Source organism: Duganella sp. CT11-25, assembly GCF_047302815.1.
GTDB lineage: Bacteria > Pseudomonadota > Gammaproteobacteria > Burkholderiales > Burkholderiaceae_D > Rugamonas.
The window spans coordinates 5,317,487-5,334,438 of sequence record NZ_JBKBFD010000001.1 but is presented as its reverse complement, the minus strand read 5'-3'; the positions used below and the strand labels follow the sequence as shown (position 1 = coordinate 5,334,438).

General features: G+C 60.6%; 11 protein-coding genes, 2 tRNA genes and 3 rRNA genes. 3 read left to right on the top strand and 13 right to left on the bottom strand.

Going from position 1 to position 16,952, the window contains the following annotated elements; translation table 11 throughout:
* Nucleotides 1-5 precede the first annotated feature (5 nt).
* The 6 genes from ACEN9F_RS22985 to ACEN9F_RS22960 all read right to left on the bottom strand — a co-directional run bounded on the left by ACEN9F_RS22985 (nucleotide 6) and on the right by ACEN9F_RS22960 (nucleotide 6,262).
* Nucleotides 6-2,222: a TonB-dependent receptor gene (locus ACEN9F_RS22985; protein WP_413423664.1), complete on the bottom strand. Its 2,217-nt coding sequence runs from the start codon at nucleotides 2,220-2,222 to the stop codon at nucleotides 6-8.
* On the bottom strand, nucleotides 2,219-3,049 hold the full coding sequence (locus ACEN9F_RS22980) for a substrate-binding periplasmic protein (protein ID WP_413423662.1): 831 nt from the start codon (nucleotides 3,047-3,049) through the stop codon (nucleotides 2,219-2,221). The genes ACEN9F_RS22985 and ACEN9F_RS22980 overlap by 4 nt, the downstream gene beginning before the upstream one ends.
* Before the next feature lie 13 nt (nucleotides 3,050-3,062).
* Nucleotides 3,063-3,539 (bottom strand): cytochrome c-550 PedF, encoded by a 477-nt coding sequence (gene pedF / locus ACEN9F_RS22975; RefSeq protein WP_413423660.1) that lies wholly within the window; start codon nucleotides 3,537-3,539, stop codon nucleotides 3,063-3,065.
* A 122-nt stretch (nucleotides 3,540-3,661) separates the two neighbouring features.
* A complete protein-coding gene (locus ACEN9F_RS22970; RefSeq protein ID WP_413423658.1) occupies nucleotides 3,662-3,988 on the bottom strand; it encodes a hypothetical protein in 327 nt (108 codons plus the stop codon).
* A 16-nt stretch (nucleotides 3,989-4,004) separates the two neighbouring features.
* A complete protein-coding gene (locus ACEN9F_RS22965; protein ID WP_413423656.1) occupies nucleotides 4,005-5,081 on the bottom strand; it encodes a hypothetical protein in 1,077 nt (358 codons plus the stop codon).
* Between the two features lie 2 nt (nucleotides 5,082-5,083).
* Nucleotides 5,084-6,262: an SPFH domain-containing protein gene (locus tag ACEN9F_RS22960; protein WP_413423654.1), complete on the bottom strand. Its 1,179-nt coding sequence runs from the start codon at nucleotides 6,260-6,262 to the stop codon at nucleotides 5,084-5,086.
* 194 nt (nucleotides 6,263-6,456) lie between these two features.
* On the opposite strand from ACEN9F_RS22960, the gene ACEN9F_RS22955 reads away from it, so the two are divergent.
* Nucleotides 6,457-7,161, top strand: a complete 705-nt coding sequence (locus ACEN9F_RS22955; RefSeq protein WP_413423652.1) for a response regulator transcription factor — start codon at nucleotides 6,457-6,459, stop codon at nucleotides 7,159-7,161.
* The gene (locus ACEN9F_RS22950) at nucleotides 7,158-9,233 is read left to right on the top strand and encodes a sensor histidine kinase (protein WP_413423650.1); all 2,076 of its coding nucleotides are present in this window, start codon (nucleotides 7,158-7,160) and stop codon (nucleotides 9,231-9,233) included. The genes ACEN9F_RS22955 and ACEN9F_RS22950 overlap by 4 nt, the downstream gene beginning before the upstream one ends.
* A gap of 59 nt (nucleotides 9,234-9,292) precedes the next feature.
* On the opposite strand, the gene rrf is transcribed toward ACEN9F_RS22950, so the two are convergent.
* From rrf to ACEN9F_RS22920, 6 genes are all read right to left on the bottom strand, one after another.
* Nucleotides 9,293-9,405: ribosomal RNA gene (rrf, locus tag ACEN9F_RS22945) — 5S ribosomal RNA — on the bottom strand.
* Between the two features lie 126 nt (nucleotides 9,406-9,531).
* Nucleotides 9,532-12,404: ribosomal RNA gene (locus tag ACEN9F_RS22940) — 23S ribosomal RNA — on the bottom strand.
* A gap of 204 nt (nucleotides 12,405-12,608) precedes the next feature.
* Nucleotides 12,609-12,684, bottom strand: a tRNA-Ala gene (locus ACEN9F_RS22935).
* A gap of 12 nt (nucleotides 12,685-12,696) precedes the next feature.
* A tRNA-Ile gene (locus tag ACEN9F_RS22930) sits at nucleotides 12,697-12,773 on the bottom strand.
* 82 nt (nucleotides 12,774-12,855) lie between these two features.
* A 16S ribosomal RNA gene (locus tag ACEN9F_RS22925) occupies nucleotides 12,856-14,384 on the bottom strand.
* The 16S, 23S and 5S rRNA genes sit together here with 2 tRNA genes alongside, the layout of an rRNA operon.
* 339 nt (nucleotides 14,385-14,723) lie before the next feature.
* Entirely contained in the window at nucleotides 14,724-15,923 is a 1,200-nt protein-coding gene (locus tag ACEN9F_RS22920; RefSeq protein WP_413423648.1) for a YbfB/YjiJ family MFS transporter, read from the bottom strand.
* 85 nt (nucleotides 15,924-16,008) lie between these two features.
* Between ACEN9F_RS22920 and ACEN9F_RS22915 the strand changes: the two genes are divergently transcribed.
* Complete coding sequence (locus ACEN9F_RS22915; protein ID WP_413423646.1) at nucleotides 16,009-16,617, top strand: TetR/AcrR family transcriptional regulator; 609 nt, start codon at nucleotides 16,009-16,011, stop codon at nucleotides 16,615-16,617.
* Nucleotides 16,618-16,620: 3 nt separating this feature from the next.
* On the opposite strand, the gene ACEN9F_RS22910 is transcribed toward ACEN9F_RS22915, so the two are convergent.
* On the bottom strand, nucleotides 16,621-16,905 hold the full coding sequence (locus tag ACEN9F_RS22910; protein WP_413423644.1) for an SDR family NAD(P)-dependent oxidoreductase: 285 nt from the start codon (nucleotides 16,903-16,905) through the stop codon (nucleotides 16,621-16,623).
* Nucleotides 16,906-16,952 lie beyond the last annotated feature (47 nt).

Here is a 16,952-nt window from a genome sequence, read left to right as displayed (position 1 = left end):
GGGTTCTAGAAGCGATACCGTAACCCGGCCGCCACTGAACGTGGTGCGCCGGGTGCGACAAAGCGAGCCTGCTCCGCTTCGCCACCAGGCTGCAGCAGAACACCAATCGGGAACATATCCACCGCGACGGCGCCGAAGCTTTCGTAGCGGCGATTGGCCACGTTGGTCACACGTGCATACCACTCCCATTTCGGCGACGACTGGTAGCTGGCGCGCAGGCCAAGCAGCGCATGGCCGCGTATGCGCCAATCCGCTCCTTGCGGCGCGGCCTGCCCATCCTCATTGCCCTGGGTTGTCATGTCGGACATCGCCACGATGTCCGCACCCAGCGTCAGCGCCGGCGTCATGCGCCAGTCCAGTCCCAGCTTGAGGGTGTTGCGCGGCAGTCCAGCCAGGCGGGTGCCGGGCCTGACATGGACATTGCGCACGCCGGCGAACAGATCGCCTTCGGCATCGTAGGTCGCGTCCAGATAGCTGTAGTTCAGGCGCGCCGACCAGGCGCCGAAACGGCGGCTGGCGCTCAGGTCGACTCCCTGATGGCGCGTGCGGTCGAAGTTGGAGAAGTAGCCCTGCTGCGCCAGCGCGGCGCTACGGAACAGGATGTCGTCGCGATTGACGGTGCGATAGACCGACACCGCCGCCATATCGCCGCGCGCGCCTTGCCAGCGCGTACCCGCTTCGGCGGTGCGCGATACGACCTGCTTCAGGTAAGGGTCCGACTGCAGGCCAACCGGCAAGCGGCAGGGTTGCTCCGGGTCGGCGCAACCGAGTTCGATTACCGTCGGCACGCGATTGCTCTGCGACAGATTGGCAAACAGTGTCCAGCCGCCGCCCACCAGCCGAGCAATGCCGATCGCGGGATTGAGCTTGCGGTAGCTGAAGGTCTCGCGCGGCTGCCGTTCAGCATCGCGCCGCAGCTGGTTGCTGACGCGGGCGTAGTTGTAGCGTGCAGACATGGTCAGCCAGGTGTCGTTCGCCACGGTCCAGGTATCGGCGGCATACAGGCCGGCCGCGCGCGAACCGCCATCGACCGACGATCCGGCTTCGCGCTCCTCGTCCGCATCCATGACGACCGAGCGGTCGGCGGCAAAGCCTGCTTCCTGCTCATACTGCGCGAAGCCCACGCTGCTGCGGTCGAAGGTCAGGCCGGCGGCCAGTTGGTGTGCGCCGGCGCTGCGGCTGAAATGGGTGCTGAAACCCTGGCTGCCCTGCCGGGTTTCAGTCGTGTTATAGGATGCCGGATGCGTGATTTCACCCTCGGCATAGTCATCATTGATGTCGCCGTTGACGGTGCTGCGGCGGCTATTGCGCGCGTACAGCGCGGCCGTCAGTTCGGTATGCTCATCGAAGCGATGCGTCATGCTGAAGACGATCTGGCGCAGGCGGTTGCGCGTTTCGTCGGGCGAGGTATAGACGGCGCGGCGATTTTCCTCATACAAGCCGTCCGGCAGCAGCCCGTTGCCTATCAGCCGGCTGCGTGCGGCCAGCAGCGCGACGCTCCAGTCGTTCTCCCCGGCGCTGCCGGCCAGCCTGGCGTAGACATTACCCAACCGGCCGTCGGATTGGTCGCGCCATCCCCCGTCGTTGAACACCGTGCCGGCGATGAAGGCGTTCCAGTGTTCGCCACTGTCGTAGCCATAGGCCAGGTCGGTCCGGCGCTGGCCGCTGCTGGCCGCCGATACGCCGGCATTCATGCCGGGATGGCTCTTGCCGGATTTACTGGTCAGCACCAGTGCCCCGCCCAGCGTATTGAGTCCATACAGCGGGTTCGATCCCGGCGCCAGCATGACGCTGCCGATCGCCGCCTCGGGCAGCATGTCCCAGTTGACGACATCGCCGAACGGCTCGTTGACGCGCACGCCGTCGAGATACACCGAGATGCCCTGCGATGAACCCAGCACCGGCGACGCGCGAAAGCCGCGATAGGTGATGTCGTTCTGGAACGGGCTGCCGGAGATCTCGTTGACGTTCACGCCGGTGAGATTGCGCGCCATGAACTCGCCGAGATTCTGGCCTGCGGAGACGTCAACCTCGCGCGCACTGGCCGTCTGCACCTGGTACGGCAGCTGGTTGCGGTCCATGCCCAGTCCCGGCAACGGCGCGACGCCGACGATATCCACCGACAGCATGGACGTGGCCGGATAGCTGGGCGCCGCGCCTTCCGCGACGGCTGCGCCAGCCCACGCCAGCAGCATGCCTGCCGCGATAGCGCGGCGCCTCATGGTGTCTGCTCGTGCACACCGTACCTGGCGAAGATGGCTTTCAGCTCGCCGCTGGCCTTCATCTCATTGACGGCGGCCTGCAGCAGCTTCGCCATATCCTGGTCATCCTTGCGCACCGCCATACCGACCGCCCAGCCGGCGCGCGGCAGGCGCTGGAAAGCGACTTCGTTCAACGGGAAAGCGGGATCGTCGCGGAACACCGCATCGATCTCCGAGCGATTGGCCAGCACGGCATCGAGTTGGCCTGCCTTCAGTTGTTCCAGCGCCTCCGCCGCGGTATCGAAGATGCGCACCTTGTCGCGGAAGCGCCCATTGCCCTCGCCCAGCAGCACCATCGCGGCGATCGATACTTTTTCGACGCCGATGGTTTTGCCAGCCAGCGTATCGACGCCATCGTAGGCCGGCATGCTGCGCGCGCTGCGCACCAGCCGCACCGTCTCCACATGGTAAGGCGCGAAGATGGTGACCTTGCCGTTCTCGTTCATCAGTTGCGGCTCGACCGGCACATGCAGCATGACGTCGGCCGGACCGTAGCCGAGATAATGACCTTTCCACACCATGTTGCGCAGGTCGTCGCCCAGGTTTTCACCGGCGGGGAAAGGCAGCAGGCTGAGTTTGAGGCCCAGCCTGGCCGCCAGCGCCTGCGCCACATCCACATCGATGCCCGCGCTGCGATCCGAGAACGGCGCGAACTGATCATACACAGCGACCTTGAGCGAACCGGATAATCGTATCCTTTCCCAGTCGGCATGGGCGGGAGCCGCCGCGCCCATCAGAGCCAGGGCGAACGGAATCAGCGCGGCGGCGCGCAAGCGGACACTCGACATGATGGGCTCCCGGTTATTTGGCGGCGTCGCGGCGGGCTTCCAGGTAGGTCTTGATGGCCCACATGGCTTCCTGGTTGAATACGCCCTCGAACGGCGGCATGTAGACGGCGCCATTGCGCACCTTGCCATGCCGGATCGAGTTCAGGTAGTAGTTGTCGCTCTCCTTGTAGCAGGCCTTCTTCTTGTTCTCGTTCTTGACGTCGGTGCAATCGCGGTCAAGCAGGCGCAGATCCGGCGCGATGCCGCCGGTGACGGCTTCCAGTCCGTGGCAGCGAGCGCAGTTCTGGTTGTAGGCGGACGAACCGATCTTCAACGCCAGCTTGTCGCCGCGATACGGGTTCTGGTCCAGCCATTTGTCGCCGAGCGGCTTCAGGCCGGTGGTGTCCACGCCCTGCGGCACGACATTGCCGTGGGCGTAGGCATACAAGGAAGTCATGGCCGTGGCGGCAATAAAGGTCGCGGCGGCGAGAATGCGGAATGGATGATGCATGATGTCTCCTGGCTGTTTTAAGAAGTGATATACAGCCTTTGAGCAAATGCCATGCCACGCGCTCGCCGCCTTGATGCGCCATGCCGCTGCTCCAATTTGACACAGTTGTCACACCCGGGTGTTCAACGCAGGCTGACGGTCTGGCGCTTCCAGGCCGGATCCTGCCAGCGGTAGAATAAACTCAGTGAGGATGGCTTGTCTGCCGACTTTAACGTCGCCAGCGTATTCATGTCGACCAGCTCGAAGCTGCGCTTGAAGCGGCCGTCGACACGGGCCTCGCGCGCCACCAGCAGGTTCTGCGAGGCGGGCACCCAACCGGCGAATTCCGCATACCCCAGGTCCGGGTCGGCGGCGGCCGGCGGCAGCACATCAACCAGCCAGCCAGCGCCGGTTTTATGGAACAGCCACATCTCGCGCCAGCCGTCCATCGGCTGCACCGCCAGTGTCAACGCCGTCCCCTGGGCGTTAACACGCGCCGAAGCCGGCCACACCACGCCATAGCTGCAGCGGCGCGTCAGCGGATGCTGCTGATCGTGCTTGTCGTCCACCAGCGCCACGCAGGTTTCGCCTGATTGCCCGGCAGTCGCCACGATGCGCATGCCCGGCGTGGAAGCCGCCGCCGGAGGCGCGGCTTCCCACCGCCCAGCGCACACTGCCGACGCGCACGCCGGCTTCGGCAAACGCGCCGGCATCCTCCTCGCTCAGCTCAGCCGGTTCGACCAGGCCCAACTCGTCCAACGCACGCTGCGCCGCCGGCATCGCTGGTTCGCCTTTGCGCGCACGCGCGAAGGCCACCGACGACCACACCGCCGCGCGCCTCATATGCAGGCGGTTTTTCACGTGCGCCGGCAAGTCCTTCAGGTCCACCCGATCCAGCACCTCGGCGCGCCACGCGTCGAGCGCCACCCGCTCGCCAGGACGCAACGCCGGATCGACGCACTCCTGGCGCGTCAGGCCCAGTGCCGCCGCCGCGCGTTGCCGCGAATCCGACGGCATCGCCAGCACGCGACGGAACGCCTCGCCGTCGTAGCACAGCTGCATGCGCCCTTCGCGCTCGAAGCCGCGGATGCCGATGCCGTAGTTGGCCACCGCCTCCAGGTGCGCGGCAATCGTGATATCGCCCTGCTTGCTCTGTTTGGACGAGGCGCGCCGCGCCAGCCGGTCCGCCATGCCGCCCAACGCATCGAACGGTTCCGCAGTGATGGCCGCCGCCGGCGCCGCCTTCAGATACGCCGCCGCATAGCTGATGCCCAGCGATTCGGCGCCCGGCGTATCGCGCAGAAAGCGCACCACCGACAGCAGTTCCGGCGCATCGGCCGGCGACAGCGACACCTTGCGCACCTGTGAGGCGCGGATATAGCCGGCGCGCTCGCGGCGGTGATCATAAACCTGCAGGAAGTCCTGCTTCTCGCCGCGAATCTCCAGGCTGTCGCCCTGCCACAGGACTGCCTGCTGCTGCGCCGACTCCTTGGGTGCGGCACGCAGCGCGGCCTGGTCCTGTGTGACGATCGCCAGCACGGCGACGGCGGCAATGAGCGACATGATTAATGCCCTTCCTTCTGGCCCAGCAACGAGGCGCCGATAAAGCCGCCGGTGGATGGCGGCGCGATAATGACCGATACCTTGTCCGACAGTTTATCGGCCATGGTTTTCTGGATCAGCAGCGGATTGCGGGTAATCAGGTCACCCTCGCGCTCCATCTGCGCCGCCGCCACCTTGCCGATGGTCTCCTGGCGATAGGCCTCTGCATCCGCCAGCTTGCGGCGCGAGTCCGCCTCGCCGCTGGCCTCGATCACGCGCGCCTGCGCGTTGCCCTCCGAAGTTTTGATGCGCGCCGCTTTCTCCGCTTCGGCCTCCAGCTTGCGCTGCTCGATCTGCTTCTGCTTGAACGGCAGCACATGCGCCATCGCCTGTTCCTGCGCCTTGGCGGCGATGATCTGCTCATTGCCCGCCGCCTCGGCGGCCTTCTCGCGACGGATCTTGTCGGCATCGGCTTCCAGCGCGGTCTGCTTTACCTGCTTCTCCTTCAATTCCAGCGTGTAGCGCATCTTCTCCGTTTCCAGTTCTTCCGCCAGCAGCTTCTCCATGCCGGCGCGGTACTCCTCCGGCAGCGTGATCTTGCCGATGGTGATGCCGCGCAGCGTGATGCCGTCCGCTGCCAGCTTGGGCTTCAGTTCCGCCTCGATGGCCTGCTGGATCTCGGCGCGCTTGGATGAAAAGATCTCGCGCACCGTGTAGCGAGTGAAGACCTTGTAGATCACACCCTGCACCGCCGGCTCGACGATGGCGCCATTGATATCCGGCGGCAGCGATTGCGCGATGACGGCGATGCGGCCGGCGTCGAGCGCGTAGCGTACCGACAGGTCCACGCCCAGCGCCAATCCTTCTATCGACTGGAACGGCGCCTTGTCGGCGCGGCCGGGACGATACACCTGGTCCAGCAGCGGCACCTGGCGCAGGGCGTGCACGCCGGGCAGCATGAGCACCGCACCGTCGCGCACGGTGGTGGTGGCGCCGGTCAGCTGGTTGATGCGGATGCCCAGGTTGCCGGGTTCCAGCTTGGCCAGCGGCGGATGGGTCACCAGTCCATAACCCACAGCGCCGGCCGCGCAAACGGCCACCAGCAGCGCGCCGTTGCGGCGGAATCCGCTGGCGGCCGCACCGCCGGCGCCACCCAGGGTATTCCGTACCGACTGCACTATCCGTTTGATCCGCTGGTTCATCGCATTCACCTTTTCATCGTGGTTGAGTTCAGGGCCTATCCCTGAGACGCATGGTGCGCCGGATGATGCGGAAGTATCAACGCTGCCGCCGTCCCGGTATCTTCCGCCGCCGTGAAGAAATCCTCACAGCCGGTTTGTGACTTTTTTCGCAAAAGCGTGGATACTCGTTCCATTCACAGAAAGTGGAGTACAGCATGGCCAAAGTCGCCGTCATCGAGGACGATCTGCCGACCAGCAATCAGCTGCGGGCCTGGATCGAATCGGCGCGACCCGGCATCACGGTCGACCAATGGTTCAGCCGCGACGAGGCGGAAGCGGCGATCGCGCGCGAGCGCTATGATCTGGTGGTGCTCGATATCGAACTGGGGCGCGAACGCCATGCGGGCGTGGCCATCATCAACGCCATCAACAAACGGCATGCGACGCCGGTGCTGGTGGTGTCGGCCATGCCGGCCACCATCTACCGCAGCATCATGAAGGCGCTGGACGCGTGGGACTATCTCCAAAAAGCCACCTTCGAGGAAGCCGATTTCATCGAAACCTTCCTGGAGATCCTGCGTTCGGTGAAGGACAAGCCGGAGCCCGCACCGGCCGCCGCCAGCAATGAACTGAGCATGGACCCGCTGCGCCAACGCACGCCGACCTGGCGCGGCCAGCGCATCAACCTGCCGCTGACGGCGCAGCGCATCCTGGCGGCGCTGGTTGCACGGCGCGGCCAGGTCGTGTCCTACGACGAACTGTTCGAGGTGGTGAAGAGCGGCCGCAATCGCGACAACATCCGCAAGCACGTCAGCACCATCCGCGACGCCTTCCGTGAAATCGATCCGGACTTCGCCTGCATCGAAAACATTCCCATGCGCGGCTTCCGCTGGGCCGACAGCGAAAGCCGCCGACCGTGAACTGGCGCCGGCTCAGCCTCATACCCTATCGCCTGCGGCTGCTGCTGCGCGCGGCCTTCGTGTTCCTGATGGCGGCGACGGTCGGCCTGGCGCTGTCGGTGGTGCAGCAGGAAAAGCAGCTCAGCTACAAGAACTATCAAAGCAGCTTCCAGAAGACCCGCGTGCAGGTGGCGGCGACGCTGCGCCATCCCACCGGCCAGCTGGCGCTGCTCAATCCACAGCCCGCCGGCAAAGGCGGCGCGCTGCATCCGCTGCTGCTGCCGTTTGCCGCGCTGGACTTCGACGACCTGCAGAAAGTGCAGCAGGCGGTGGCGATGTCCGGCTGCCTGGCGCAGTACAACAACAACGGTTCGCTCTGCGTCGGCATCGGCAACAATCCCTGGGCCGGCGGCTTTATCTATGTCGCGGGCACCTTCGACAGCGCGCAGCTGGTGCCGCATGTGCGTGGCGACCAGGTGGTGGATCAGGCACATCGTGTCCGCGTCAAGGTCGCGCTGCGCGGCCAGACTTACGAATGGATCGCGCCGTTCGAGGAAAGCACCGAGCCGCAAACGCCGGGAGGCCGATTCGGCGGCATGCGCGGCCGCCTGACCGGCTTTACGGCAGCGGATGTGGCGCGCGCCAAGGCGCCGGTGGTCAAGGACTTCCGTGGCTGGATCTGGCAAAACCCACGTTGCACCGACCAAGCCGCCGCCGATGACGACAGCACTTGCACGCGCAGCGCCTTCTTCTCGCTGCGACTGCCGGTCGGCGTGCTGCAGGATGCGCTGTTTGAAAAGCGCCGCCCGGTATGGCCGCCTGAAGACCTGGACCGCATCGACGTCGGCATCGCGGTACTGCCGCCGGGTGACGGCGCTCCGCTACTCGACAGCAGCTCCGGCCCGAGCGCGCCGGCGTTCTCGCTGGCTGACCTGAAGCCCATGCTGCTGCCGGGTGAGAGCCTGCAGATCCGCCGCCTGGCGGACAATGCGGCGCCGCTGCCGCTGCTGGTCGGCCCGGTCGATCCGGAGGACCAGTCCTGGCATTTCGTGACGACGCTGATCCGCCACCTGCCGGTCGACGCCTACGACGTGCCGCTTGAGGCGAAGGAGATCATCAACACACCAGCCGGCAGCTATGAAGTGCTGCTCAAGGGCGACGTTCGCAGCGTCAGCAAAAGCCTGAGCGTGGTGGCGAGCCGGCTGGTGTGGTTCGTCGGCGCGATGCTGGCGGCGCTGATGCTGGCGTGGCTGGTGATCGAGATCGGCATCATCCGCCGCATCAAGGTGTTGATCAAGCGCGCCGACGATGTGGGCGAGCGTGTGAAGGCGGCACGCGGTTTTTCGGAAACCGACCTGGCCGACCTGCGCGGCGAAGATGAACTGGGGGTGCTGGCCACCGGCCTGCACGATCTGCTGCGGCGCGTACGCGAGGACGTCGAGCGCGAAAACATCCGCGCCGAGCAGGAGCGCGATATGTGGCATGCGGTCGGTCACGAGATCATGTCGCCGCTGCAGTCGCTGATGGTTTTGCATGGCAGGCCTGACGATCAAAGCCACCGCTACATCAACCGCATGCAGCAGGCGATCCGCGTGCTGTACGGGCGCGCATCGCCGAGCGAGGCGTTCCAGTCATCGGAGCTGCAGGTGACGGAGATCGACCTGACCGCCTTCCTGCAAAACGTTGCGGCCAATGCCTCGCACGTGGGAATAGACGACGTGGTCTTCCATGGCGCGGCCGGGCCGCTGGCCGCGCGCGCGGATGAGTATTCGCTGGAGGATGTGGTGACCCATGTACTGCGCAACGCCGAACGCTATCGCCTGCCGGGTAGTCCGATCAGCATCACGCTCGAAGGCAGCGACACCGGCGCGACGATCGCGATCCGCAACCAGGGACCGCAGGTTGCGCCCGACATGATCGGCAAGATCTTCGAATATGGCGTATCCGACCAGCCGGAATCCGGTGCCGAGGGCAATCGCGGCCAGGGCCTGTTTGTCGCCAAGACTTATATGGCCAAGATGGGCGGCACCATCGTCGCGCAGAACCAGGCCGACGGCGTCAGCTTCATCCTCAGCCTGCAGCGTGGGAGTTAAAGCGATAGACGCAAAAAAGCCCCGACCGGATCACCGGAAGGGGCTTCTTTATATAACTAGCTTGACGATAACCTACTTTCACACTGGTTGCAGCACTATCATCGGCGCAGAGTTGTTTCACGGTCCTGTTCGGGATGGGAAGGGGTGGGACCAACTTGCTATGGTCATCAAGCTTTGACTTGTAAGAGCGGCGCGTGGCGCCATCTCGGAATCTGGGAGAAGCAAGTAAATGGGTAATGAAGTTGTATCAACGAACGTTCCAACATACTTCTCATTCTCTATACCCTGCTAAGGTTATAGGGACAAGCCGTACGGGCAATTAGTATCAGTTAGCTTAATGCATTACTGCACTTCCACACCTGACCTATCAACGTCCTGGTCTCGAACGACCCTTCAAAGAGCTCAAGGCTCTGGGAAATCTCATCTCAAGGCAAGTTTCCCGCTTAGATGCTTTCAGCGGTTATCTCTTCCAGACTTAGCTACCCGGCAATGCCACTGGCGTGACAACCGGTACACCAGAGGTCTGTCCACTCCGGTCCTCTCGTACTAGGAGCAGCCCCCTTCAAATTTCCAACGCCCACGGCAGATAGGGACCAAACTGTCTCACGACGTTTTAAACCCAGCTCACGTACCACTTTAAATGGCGAACAGCCATACCCTTGGGACCGGCTACAGCCCCAGGATGTGATGAGCCGACATCGAGGTGCCAAACTCCCCCGTCGATATGAACTCTTGGGAGGAATCAGCCTGTTATCCCCAGAGTACCTTTTATCCGTTGAGCGATGGCCCTTCCATACAGAACCACCGGATCACTATGTCCTACTTTCGTACCTGCTCGACTTGTCAGTCTCGCAGTTAAGCACGCTTATGCCATTGCACTATTAGCACGATGTCCGACCGTACCTAGCGTACCTTCGAACTCCTCCGTTACACTTTAGGAGGAGACCGCCCCAGTCAAACTGCCTACCATGCACTGTCCCCGACCCGGATAACGGGCCAAGGTTAGAACCTCAAATGAACCAGGGTGGTATTTCAAGGTTGGCTCCACGAGAACTGGCGTCCCCGCTTCAAAGCCTCCCACCTATCCTACACAGATTGATTCAAAGTCCAATGCAAAGCTACAGTAAAGGTTCATGGGGTCTTTCCGTCTAGCCGCGGGTAGATTGCATCATCACAAACACTTCAACTTCGCTGAGTCTCGGGAGGAGACAGTGTGGCCATCGTTACGCCATTCGTGCAGGTCGGAACTTACCCGACAAGGAATTTCGCTACCTTAGGACCGTTATAGTTACGGCCGCCGTTTACTGGGACTTCAATCAAGAGCTTGCACCCCATCATTTAATCTTCCAGCACCGGGCAGGCGTCACACCCTATACGTCCACTTTCGTGTTTGCAGAGTGCTGTGTTTTTATTAAACAGTCGCAGCCACCAGTTTATTGCAACCCGTTCACCCTTCTGGCGCAAGCCAGTCAAGCTACAAGGGCGTACCTTTTCCCGAAGTTACGGTACCAATTTGCCGAGTTCCTTCTCCCGAGTTCTCTCAAGCGCCTTAGAATACTCATCTCGCCCACCTGTGTCGGTTTGCGGTACGGTCTCGTATGACTGAAGCTTAGAGGCTTTTCTTGGAACCACTTCCGATTGCTTCAGCACCTAAGTGCCTCGTCCCAGTCCCTTGAATTCCGCGCCCGGATTTGCCTAAGCGCCTTCTATGAACCAGAAACTGCCTATTCCAACAGGCAGACAACCTTCCGCGATCCGTCCCCCCATCGCATCATACGACGGTGCAGGAATATTAACCTGCTTCCCATCAGCTACGCATCTCTGCCTCGCCTTAGGGGCCGACTCACCCTGCTCCGATGAACGTTGAACAGGAAACCTTGGGCTTACGGCGTGGGGGCTTTTCACCCCCATTATCGCTACTCATGTCAGCATTCGCACTTCTGATACCTCCAGCATCCTTTACAAGACACCTTCGCAGGCTTACAGAACGCTCTCCTACCATATGCTTACGCATATCCGCAGCTTCGGTGACTGGCTTAGCCCCGTTACATCTTCCGCGCAGGACGACTCGATCAGTGAGCTATTACGCTTTCTTTAAATGATGGCTGCTTCTAAGCCAACATCCTGACTGTTTTAGCCTTCCCACTTCGTTTTCCACTTAGCCAATCTTTGGGACCTTAGCTGGCGGTCTGGGTTGTTTCCCTCTTGACGCCGGACGTTAGCACCCGACGTCTGTCTCCCAAGCTCGCACTCATCGGTATTCGGAGTTTGCAATGGTTTGGTAAGTCGCGATGACCCCCTAGCCATAACAGTGCTCTACCCCCGATGGTGATACTTGAGGCACTACCTAAATAGTTTTCGGAGAGAACCAGCTATTTCCAAGTTTGTTTAGCCTTTCACCCCTACCCACAGCTCATCCCCTAATTTTTCAACATTAGTGGGTTCGGACCTCCAGTGCGTGTTACCGCACCTTCATCCTGGCCATGAGTAGATCACTTGGTTTCGGGTCTACACCCAGCGACTATCGCCCTGTTCGGACTCGATTTCTCTACGGCTTCCCTATATGGTTAACCTTGCCACTGAATGTAAGTCGCTGACCCATTATACAAAAGGTACGCAGTCACGGAACAAGTCCGCTCCTACTGTTTGTATGCACACGGTTTCAGGATCTATTTCACTCCCCTCCCGGGGTTCTTTTCGCCTTTCCCTCACGGTACTGGTTCACTATCGGTCGATTACGAGTATTTAGCCTTGGAGGATGGTCCCCCCATATTCAGACAGGATTTCTCGTGTCCCGCCCTACTTGTCGTACGCTTAGTTCCACACATCGCATTTCACATACGGGACTATCACCCGCTATGGTTCCTATTTCCAGAGGATTCTGTTATGCGTCATGCTAAAACGTACAGGCTCTTCCCATTTCGCTCGCCACTACTTTGGGAATCTCGGTTGATTTATTTTCCTGCAGCTACTTAGATGTTTCAGTTCGCCGCGTTCGCTTTGCATGCCTATGTATTCAGCATGCAATGACCTAAAAGGCCGGGTTTCCCCATTCGGAAATCTGCGGATCAAAGCTTGTTTGCTAGCTCCCCGCAGCTTATCGCAAGCTACTACGTCCTTCATCGCCTGTAATCGCCAAGGCATCCACCATGTGCACTTATTCACTTGTCCCTATAACGTTAGCCCCTGCGACTAAACAAGGAGCGTTTATAGGAATAAGAAGTACTACGTTGTTGCGTTTGTTGATACATACAATCATTACCCATCGCACCACCTGTCGGTGTTGCGATCAATAAAAATTTACTTACTTCTTCCAGATTGTTAAAGAACGAGAACTGCTCTTACCTAAACCTGATCGGCTTACGTAAAAGCATTTGGTGGAGGATGACGGGATCGAACCGACGACCCCCTGCTTGCAAAGCAGGTGCTCTCCCAGCTGAGCTAATCCCCCAATGGGTACCACTGGTAGGGCTGGTTGGACTCGAACCAACGACCCCCGCGTTATCAACACGGTGCTCTAACCAGCTGAGCTACAGCCCCAATATTGCTGTTCTCTTCTATATTGACAGTCGATAAGTGTGAACGCTTGATGAGCTGGTCATTGCTGACCGTGCCACTCTAGAAAGGAGGTGATCCAGCCGCACCTTCCGATACGGCTACCTTGTTACGACTTCACCCCAGTCACGAATCCTACCGTGGTAAGCGCCCTCCTTGCGGTTAAGCTACCTACTTCTGGTAAAACCCGCTCCCATGGTGTGACGGGCGGTGTGTACAAGACCCGGGAACGTATTCACCGCGACATGCTGATCCGCGATTACTAGCGATTCCAACTTCATGCAGTCGAGTTGCAGACTACAATCCGGACTACGATACACTTTCTGGGATTAGCTCCCCCTCGCGGGTTGGCGGCCCTCTGTATGTACCATTGTATGACGTGTGAAGCCCTACCCATAAGGGCCATGAGGACTTGACGTCATCCCCACCTTCCTCCGGTTTGTCACCGGCAGTCTCATTAGAGTGCCCTTTCGTAGCAACTAATGACAAGGGTTGCGCTCGTTGCGGGACTTAACCCAACATCTCACGACACGAGCTGACGACAGCCATGCAGCACCTGTGTAATGGTTCCCTTTCGGGCACTCCTCAATCTCTCAAGGATTCCATCCATGTCAAGGGTAGGTAAGGTTTTTCGCGTTGCATCGAATTAATCCACATCATCCACCGCTTGTGCGGGTCCCCGTCAATTCCTTTGAGTTTTAATCTTGCGACCGTACTCCCCAGGCGGTCTACTTCACGCGTTAGCTGCGTTACCAAGTCAATTAAGACCCGACAACTAGTAGACATCGTTTAGGGCGTGGACTACCAGGGTATCTAATCCTGTTTGCTCCCCACGCTTTCGTGCATGAGCGTCAGTTTTGACCCAGGGGGCTGCCTTCGCCATCGGTGTTCCTCCACATATCTACGCATTTCACTGCTACACGTGGAATTCTACCCCCCTCTGCCAAACTCTAGCCTTGCAGTCTCCATCGCCATTCCCAGGTTGAGCCCGGGGATTTCACGACAGACTTACAAAACCGCCTGCGCACGCTTTACGCCCAGTAATTCCGATTAACGCTTGCACCCTACGTATTACCGCGGCTGCTGGCACGTAGTTAGCCGGTGCTTATTCTTCAGGTACCGTCATTAGCAGGGGATATTAGCCCCCACCGTTTCTTCCCTGACAAAAGAGCTTTACAACCCGAAGGCCTTCTTCACTCACGCGGCATTGCTGGATCAGGCTTGCGCCCATTGTCCAAAATTCCCCACTGCTGCCTCCCGTAGGAGTCTGGACCGTGTCTCAGTTCCAGTGTGGCTGGTCGTCCTCTCAGACCAGCTACTGATCGATGCCTTGGTGGGCCTTTACCCCACCAACTAGCTAATCAGATATCGGCCGCTCCAGGAGCACAAGGCCCGAAGGTCCCCTGCTTTCATCCTTAGATCGTATGCGGTATTAGCGTAACTTTCGCTACGTTATCCCCCACTCCAGGGTACGTTCCGATATATTACTCACCCGTTCGCCACTCGCCGCCAGGTTGCCCCGCGCTGCCGTTCGACTTGCATGTGTAAGGCATGCCGCCAGCGTTCAATCTGAGCCAGGATCAAACTCTTCAGTTTAATCTCTGTTTATTTGCCACTTTCATGGCACCGTCTTTCGACGGGTCGCTCACTCAAAATACTGACAGGCCACTACTTGCGTAGCGCCTATTTCATTACTTCTTGTGAACATTTGATATTTTAAGTATCGCGGAACCGAAGCTCCGCGTGCACTCTCATCAAACGTCCACACTTATCGACTGTTAATTTTTAAAGAACTCAATTCGGTGTTGCTTGCTGAAGAAGCGTTGTGTTCATCAGCGAAGAGGCAAGATTATGAGGCGTTTCGCACATCTCGTCAAGCTCTTCTTTTTCCTCGCTCACTTCGCATTTGCATGCTCCGTTTTGCGGGGAGGCGAACTATAGCAAAGCGCTCTTCGGCTTGGCAAGGACTTTCTTCACGCCGTCCGCAAATACTGCAATGAGCAATGCGCCTGCACCTATGCCGATCAGCAAACGATGGTCGCCGCCGCTTTGCGCGAACAGGTAAGAATAGCCATATCCCGCCACCGCCTGGAACAAGGCAAACACCGTGGTGGCCTTGCTCCATACGGCGTTCTGCGCATGCGTATCACCCGGCAGTATCTGATGCACGCGCCCCAGAGTGATCGGCACTATGCCCGGCGGAAAGGTGCCGATGAGCAGCGTGGCCACCATCAACACCAGGTGATTCGTCGAGATGATCATCACGCCGGCCACGGCCACTTGCAGCCATAGCGCCAGATGACTGGTCAGCGCGGGACCGATGCGATCGGACAGCGGACCATAAATCATCGGCCCGGCAATCGCGCCTATGCCATAGACGATCCAGAACAGTGCTGCCGTATGCGTCCCCCACCCCAGGCCGCGCGCCACATAGTCGACCAGGAACACCATCATCGGCACCACGCCAAACGCCATCAGCGCGTATTGCGTGTACAGCAGGTTCAGATCGAAGCGCACGCTCGCGGACGGTGCCGCCTGCCTCCCCGGCGGCACTTGTGCATGCACTGCGTGCGGCCAGCACCCCCAGCTCGCGATACTCAGCACCAGCGACAATGCGCCCAGTCCCATCCACGTCTCGCGCAGGCCGACGCCCAGCAGCAGCGGCACCACCGTGCCCGACGCGGCGATTCCCAATCCCAGTCCGAGGAAAATCGCGCCGCTGGCCAGTCCCTTGCGATGCGCGGGAATGTGCGGCAGCACGGTCGAGGCTGCCAGCACCATGATGATGCCGCCCGCCACGCCGGACAGCAGCCGCCATCCGAAGAACCAGCTCACCGATAGCGGGAAGGCGCAGGCGAAGAACGCCGCCGAGGCCAGCAGCATCATGAAGCGCAGCGTGATGCGCGCACTCAGGCGCCTGGCCATCGGCCGGCCCAGCAAGGCGCCGATCAGATAGCCCACCAGGTTGGCGGCTCCCAGGTAGATCACATCCTTGGCGGCGAACCAGTGCGCCTCGATCAGCGGCGGTATCAACGGCGTATAGGCGAAGCGCGCCAGGCCGATCCCCACCAGGCTGGCGCATAGGCCGGCAAAAATGGCGCGCGCAGTGGCGCCCTTGTCTTCTGCGATATTCATCAGTCATCCCTTAAGCGAGTGCTCATCATGTTTGACAGCATAGTCAAACTTGACACCAGTGTCAAGAATGCTGATAATCACTCCCATGGCAGGCATAAAACAATTCAATGAGGAAGAAGCGCTGGAACGGGCGATGCACGTGTTCTGGCGGCGTGGCTATGCCGCGACCTCGATGCAGGATCTGGCGCAGGCCACCGGCGTGCTGCGCGGCTCGCTGTACAACGCCTATGGCGACAAGCAATCGATATTCCTGCTGGCGTTTGCGCGCTACAAGCGACACTACCTGGCGGCGGTGCGCGAGCAGATGCGGGCGGCCGATCCCGCCGACGCGCTGCGTGACTACTTCCACTATGTGATCGCCTCGATGTCGGAGCCGGTGCCGCAGCTGGACGACACGCCGTCCTCCCCCACGCGCGGCTGCCTGACGACCAAGATCGCCACCGACGAGACCGCGATGAATGAGGCGCTGCGCAATGCGCTGCGCGGCATGCTGGAAGGATTGGCTGAAGTGTTGGAAGAGCGCTTGTCGGCGCCCGATGCGCTGGCGCGCCTGATCTTGTCGCCAAAGGCGGCCGCCCGCCTGGTGGTCACGTTCACGCGAGGCAATGTGGTGATGGAGCGCATTTATCATGCGCCGGAAGAACTGAAGGCGACGGCGGACGACCTGGTAAAAGTCCTGTTCTCCCCGAAGTAAGAATCAGGCGTTGTTGATCACGACGTCCACGCGCTTGTGGACGTCTTCCGCAAACGCCAGGAACTCACGCATCTCCTCCGGCTGCGACACGTCCAGCGCATACCATTCCGCCGAGCCGCCCGCCTTGCGGATTTCCGCCACCAGCGCATGCAGCTTGCTGGAGCGGCGCGCGCCCAGTACCACGTGATGCCCCTCGCCCGCCAGCTGACGGGCAGTGGCAGGACCGCTGCCGCGGCTGGCGCCGGCAATCAGGATCACCTTTCGATTTGTTTGTGCAATAGCTGTCATGATGCGGTCCTTTCAATGGCAATAACACCAGACTGCATCTTACGAAT

What these genes read in the sequence shown, in the direction of transcription:
- pedF (WP_413423660.1), bottom strand. Translation starts at nt 3,539, where the DNA reads ATGCATCATCCATTCCGCATTCTCGCCGCCGCGACCTTTATTGCCGCC.
- ACEN9F_RS22965 (WP_413423656.1), bottom strand. Translation starts at nt 5,081, where the DNA reads ATGTCGCTCATTGCCGCCGTCGCCGTGCTGGCGATCGTCACACAGGAC.
- ACEN9F_RS22985 (WP_413423664.1), bottom strand. Translation starts at nt 2,222, where the DNA reads ATGAGGCGCCGCGCTATCGCGGCAGGCATGCTGCTGGCGTGGGCTGGC.
- ACEN9F_RS22955 (WP_413423652.1), top strand. Translation starts at nt 6,457, where the DNA reads ATGGCCAAAGTCGCCGTCATCGAGGACGATCTGCCGACCAGCAATCAG.
- ACEN9F_RS22915 (WP_413423646.1), top strand. Translation starts at nt 16,009, where the DNA reads ATGGCAGGCATAAAACAATTCAATGAGGAAGAAGCGCTGGAACGGGCG.
- ACEN9F_RS22960 (WP_413423654.1), bottom strand. Translation starts at nt 6,262, where the DNA reads ATGAACCAGCGGATCAAACGGATAGTGCAGTCGGTACGGAATACCCTG.
- ACEN9F_RS22920 (WP_413423648.1), bottom strand. Translation starts at nt 15,923, where the DNA reads ATGAATATCGCAGAAGACAAGGGCGCCACTGCGCGCGCCATTTTTGCC.
- ACEN9F_RS22980 (WP_413423662.1), bottom strand. Translation starts at nt 3,049, where the DNA reads ATGTCGAGTGTCCGCTTGCGCGCCGCCGCGCTGATTCCGTTCGCCCTG.
- ACEN9F_RS22910 (WP_413423644.1), bottom strand. Translation starts at nt 16,905, where the DNA reads ATGACAGCTATTGCACAAACAAATCGAAAGGTGATCCTGATTGCCGGC.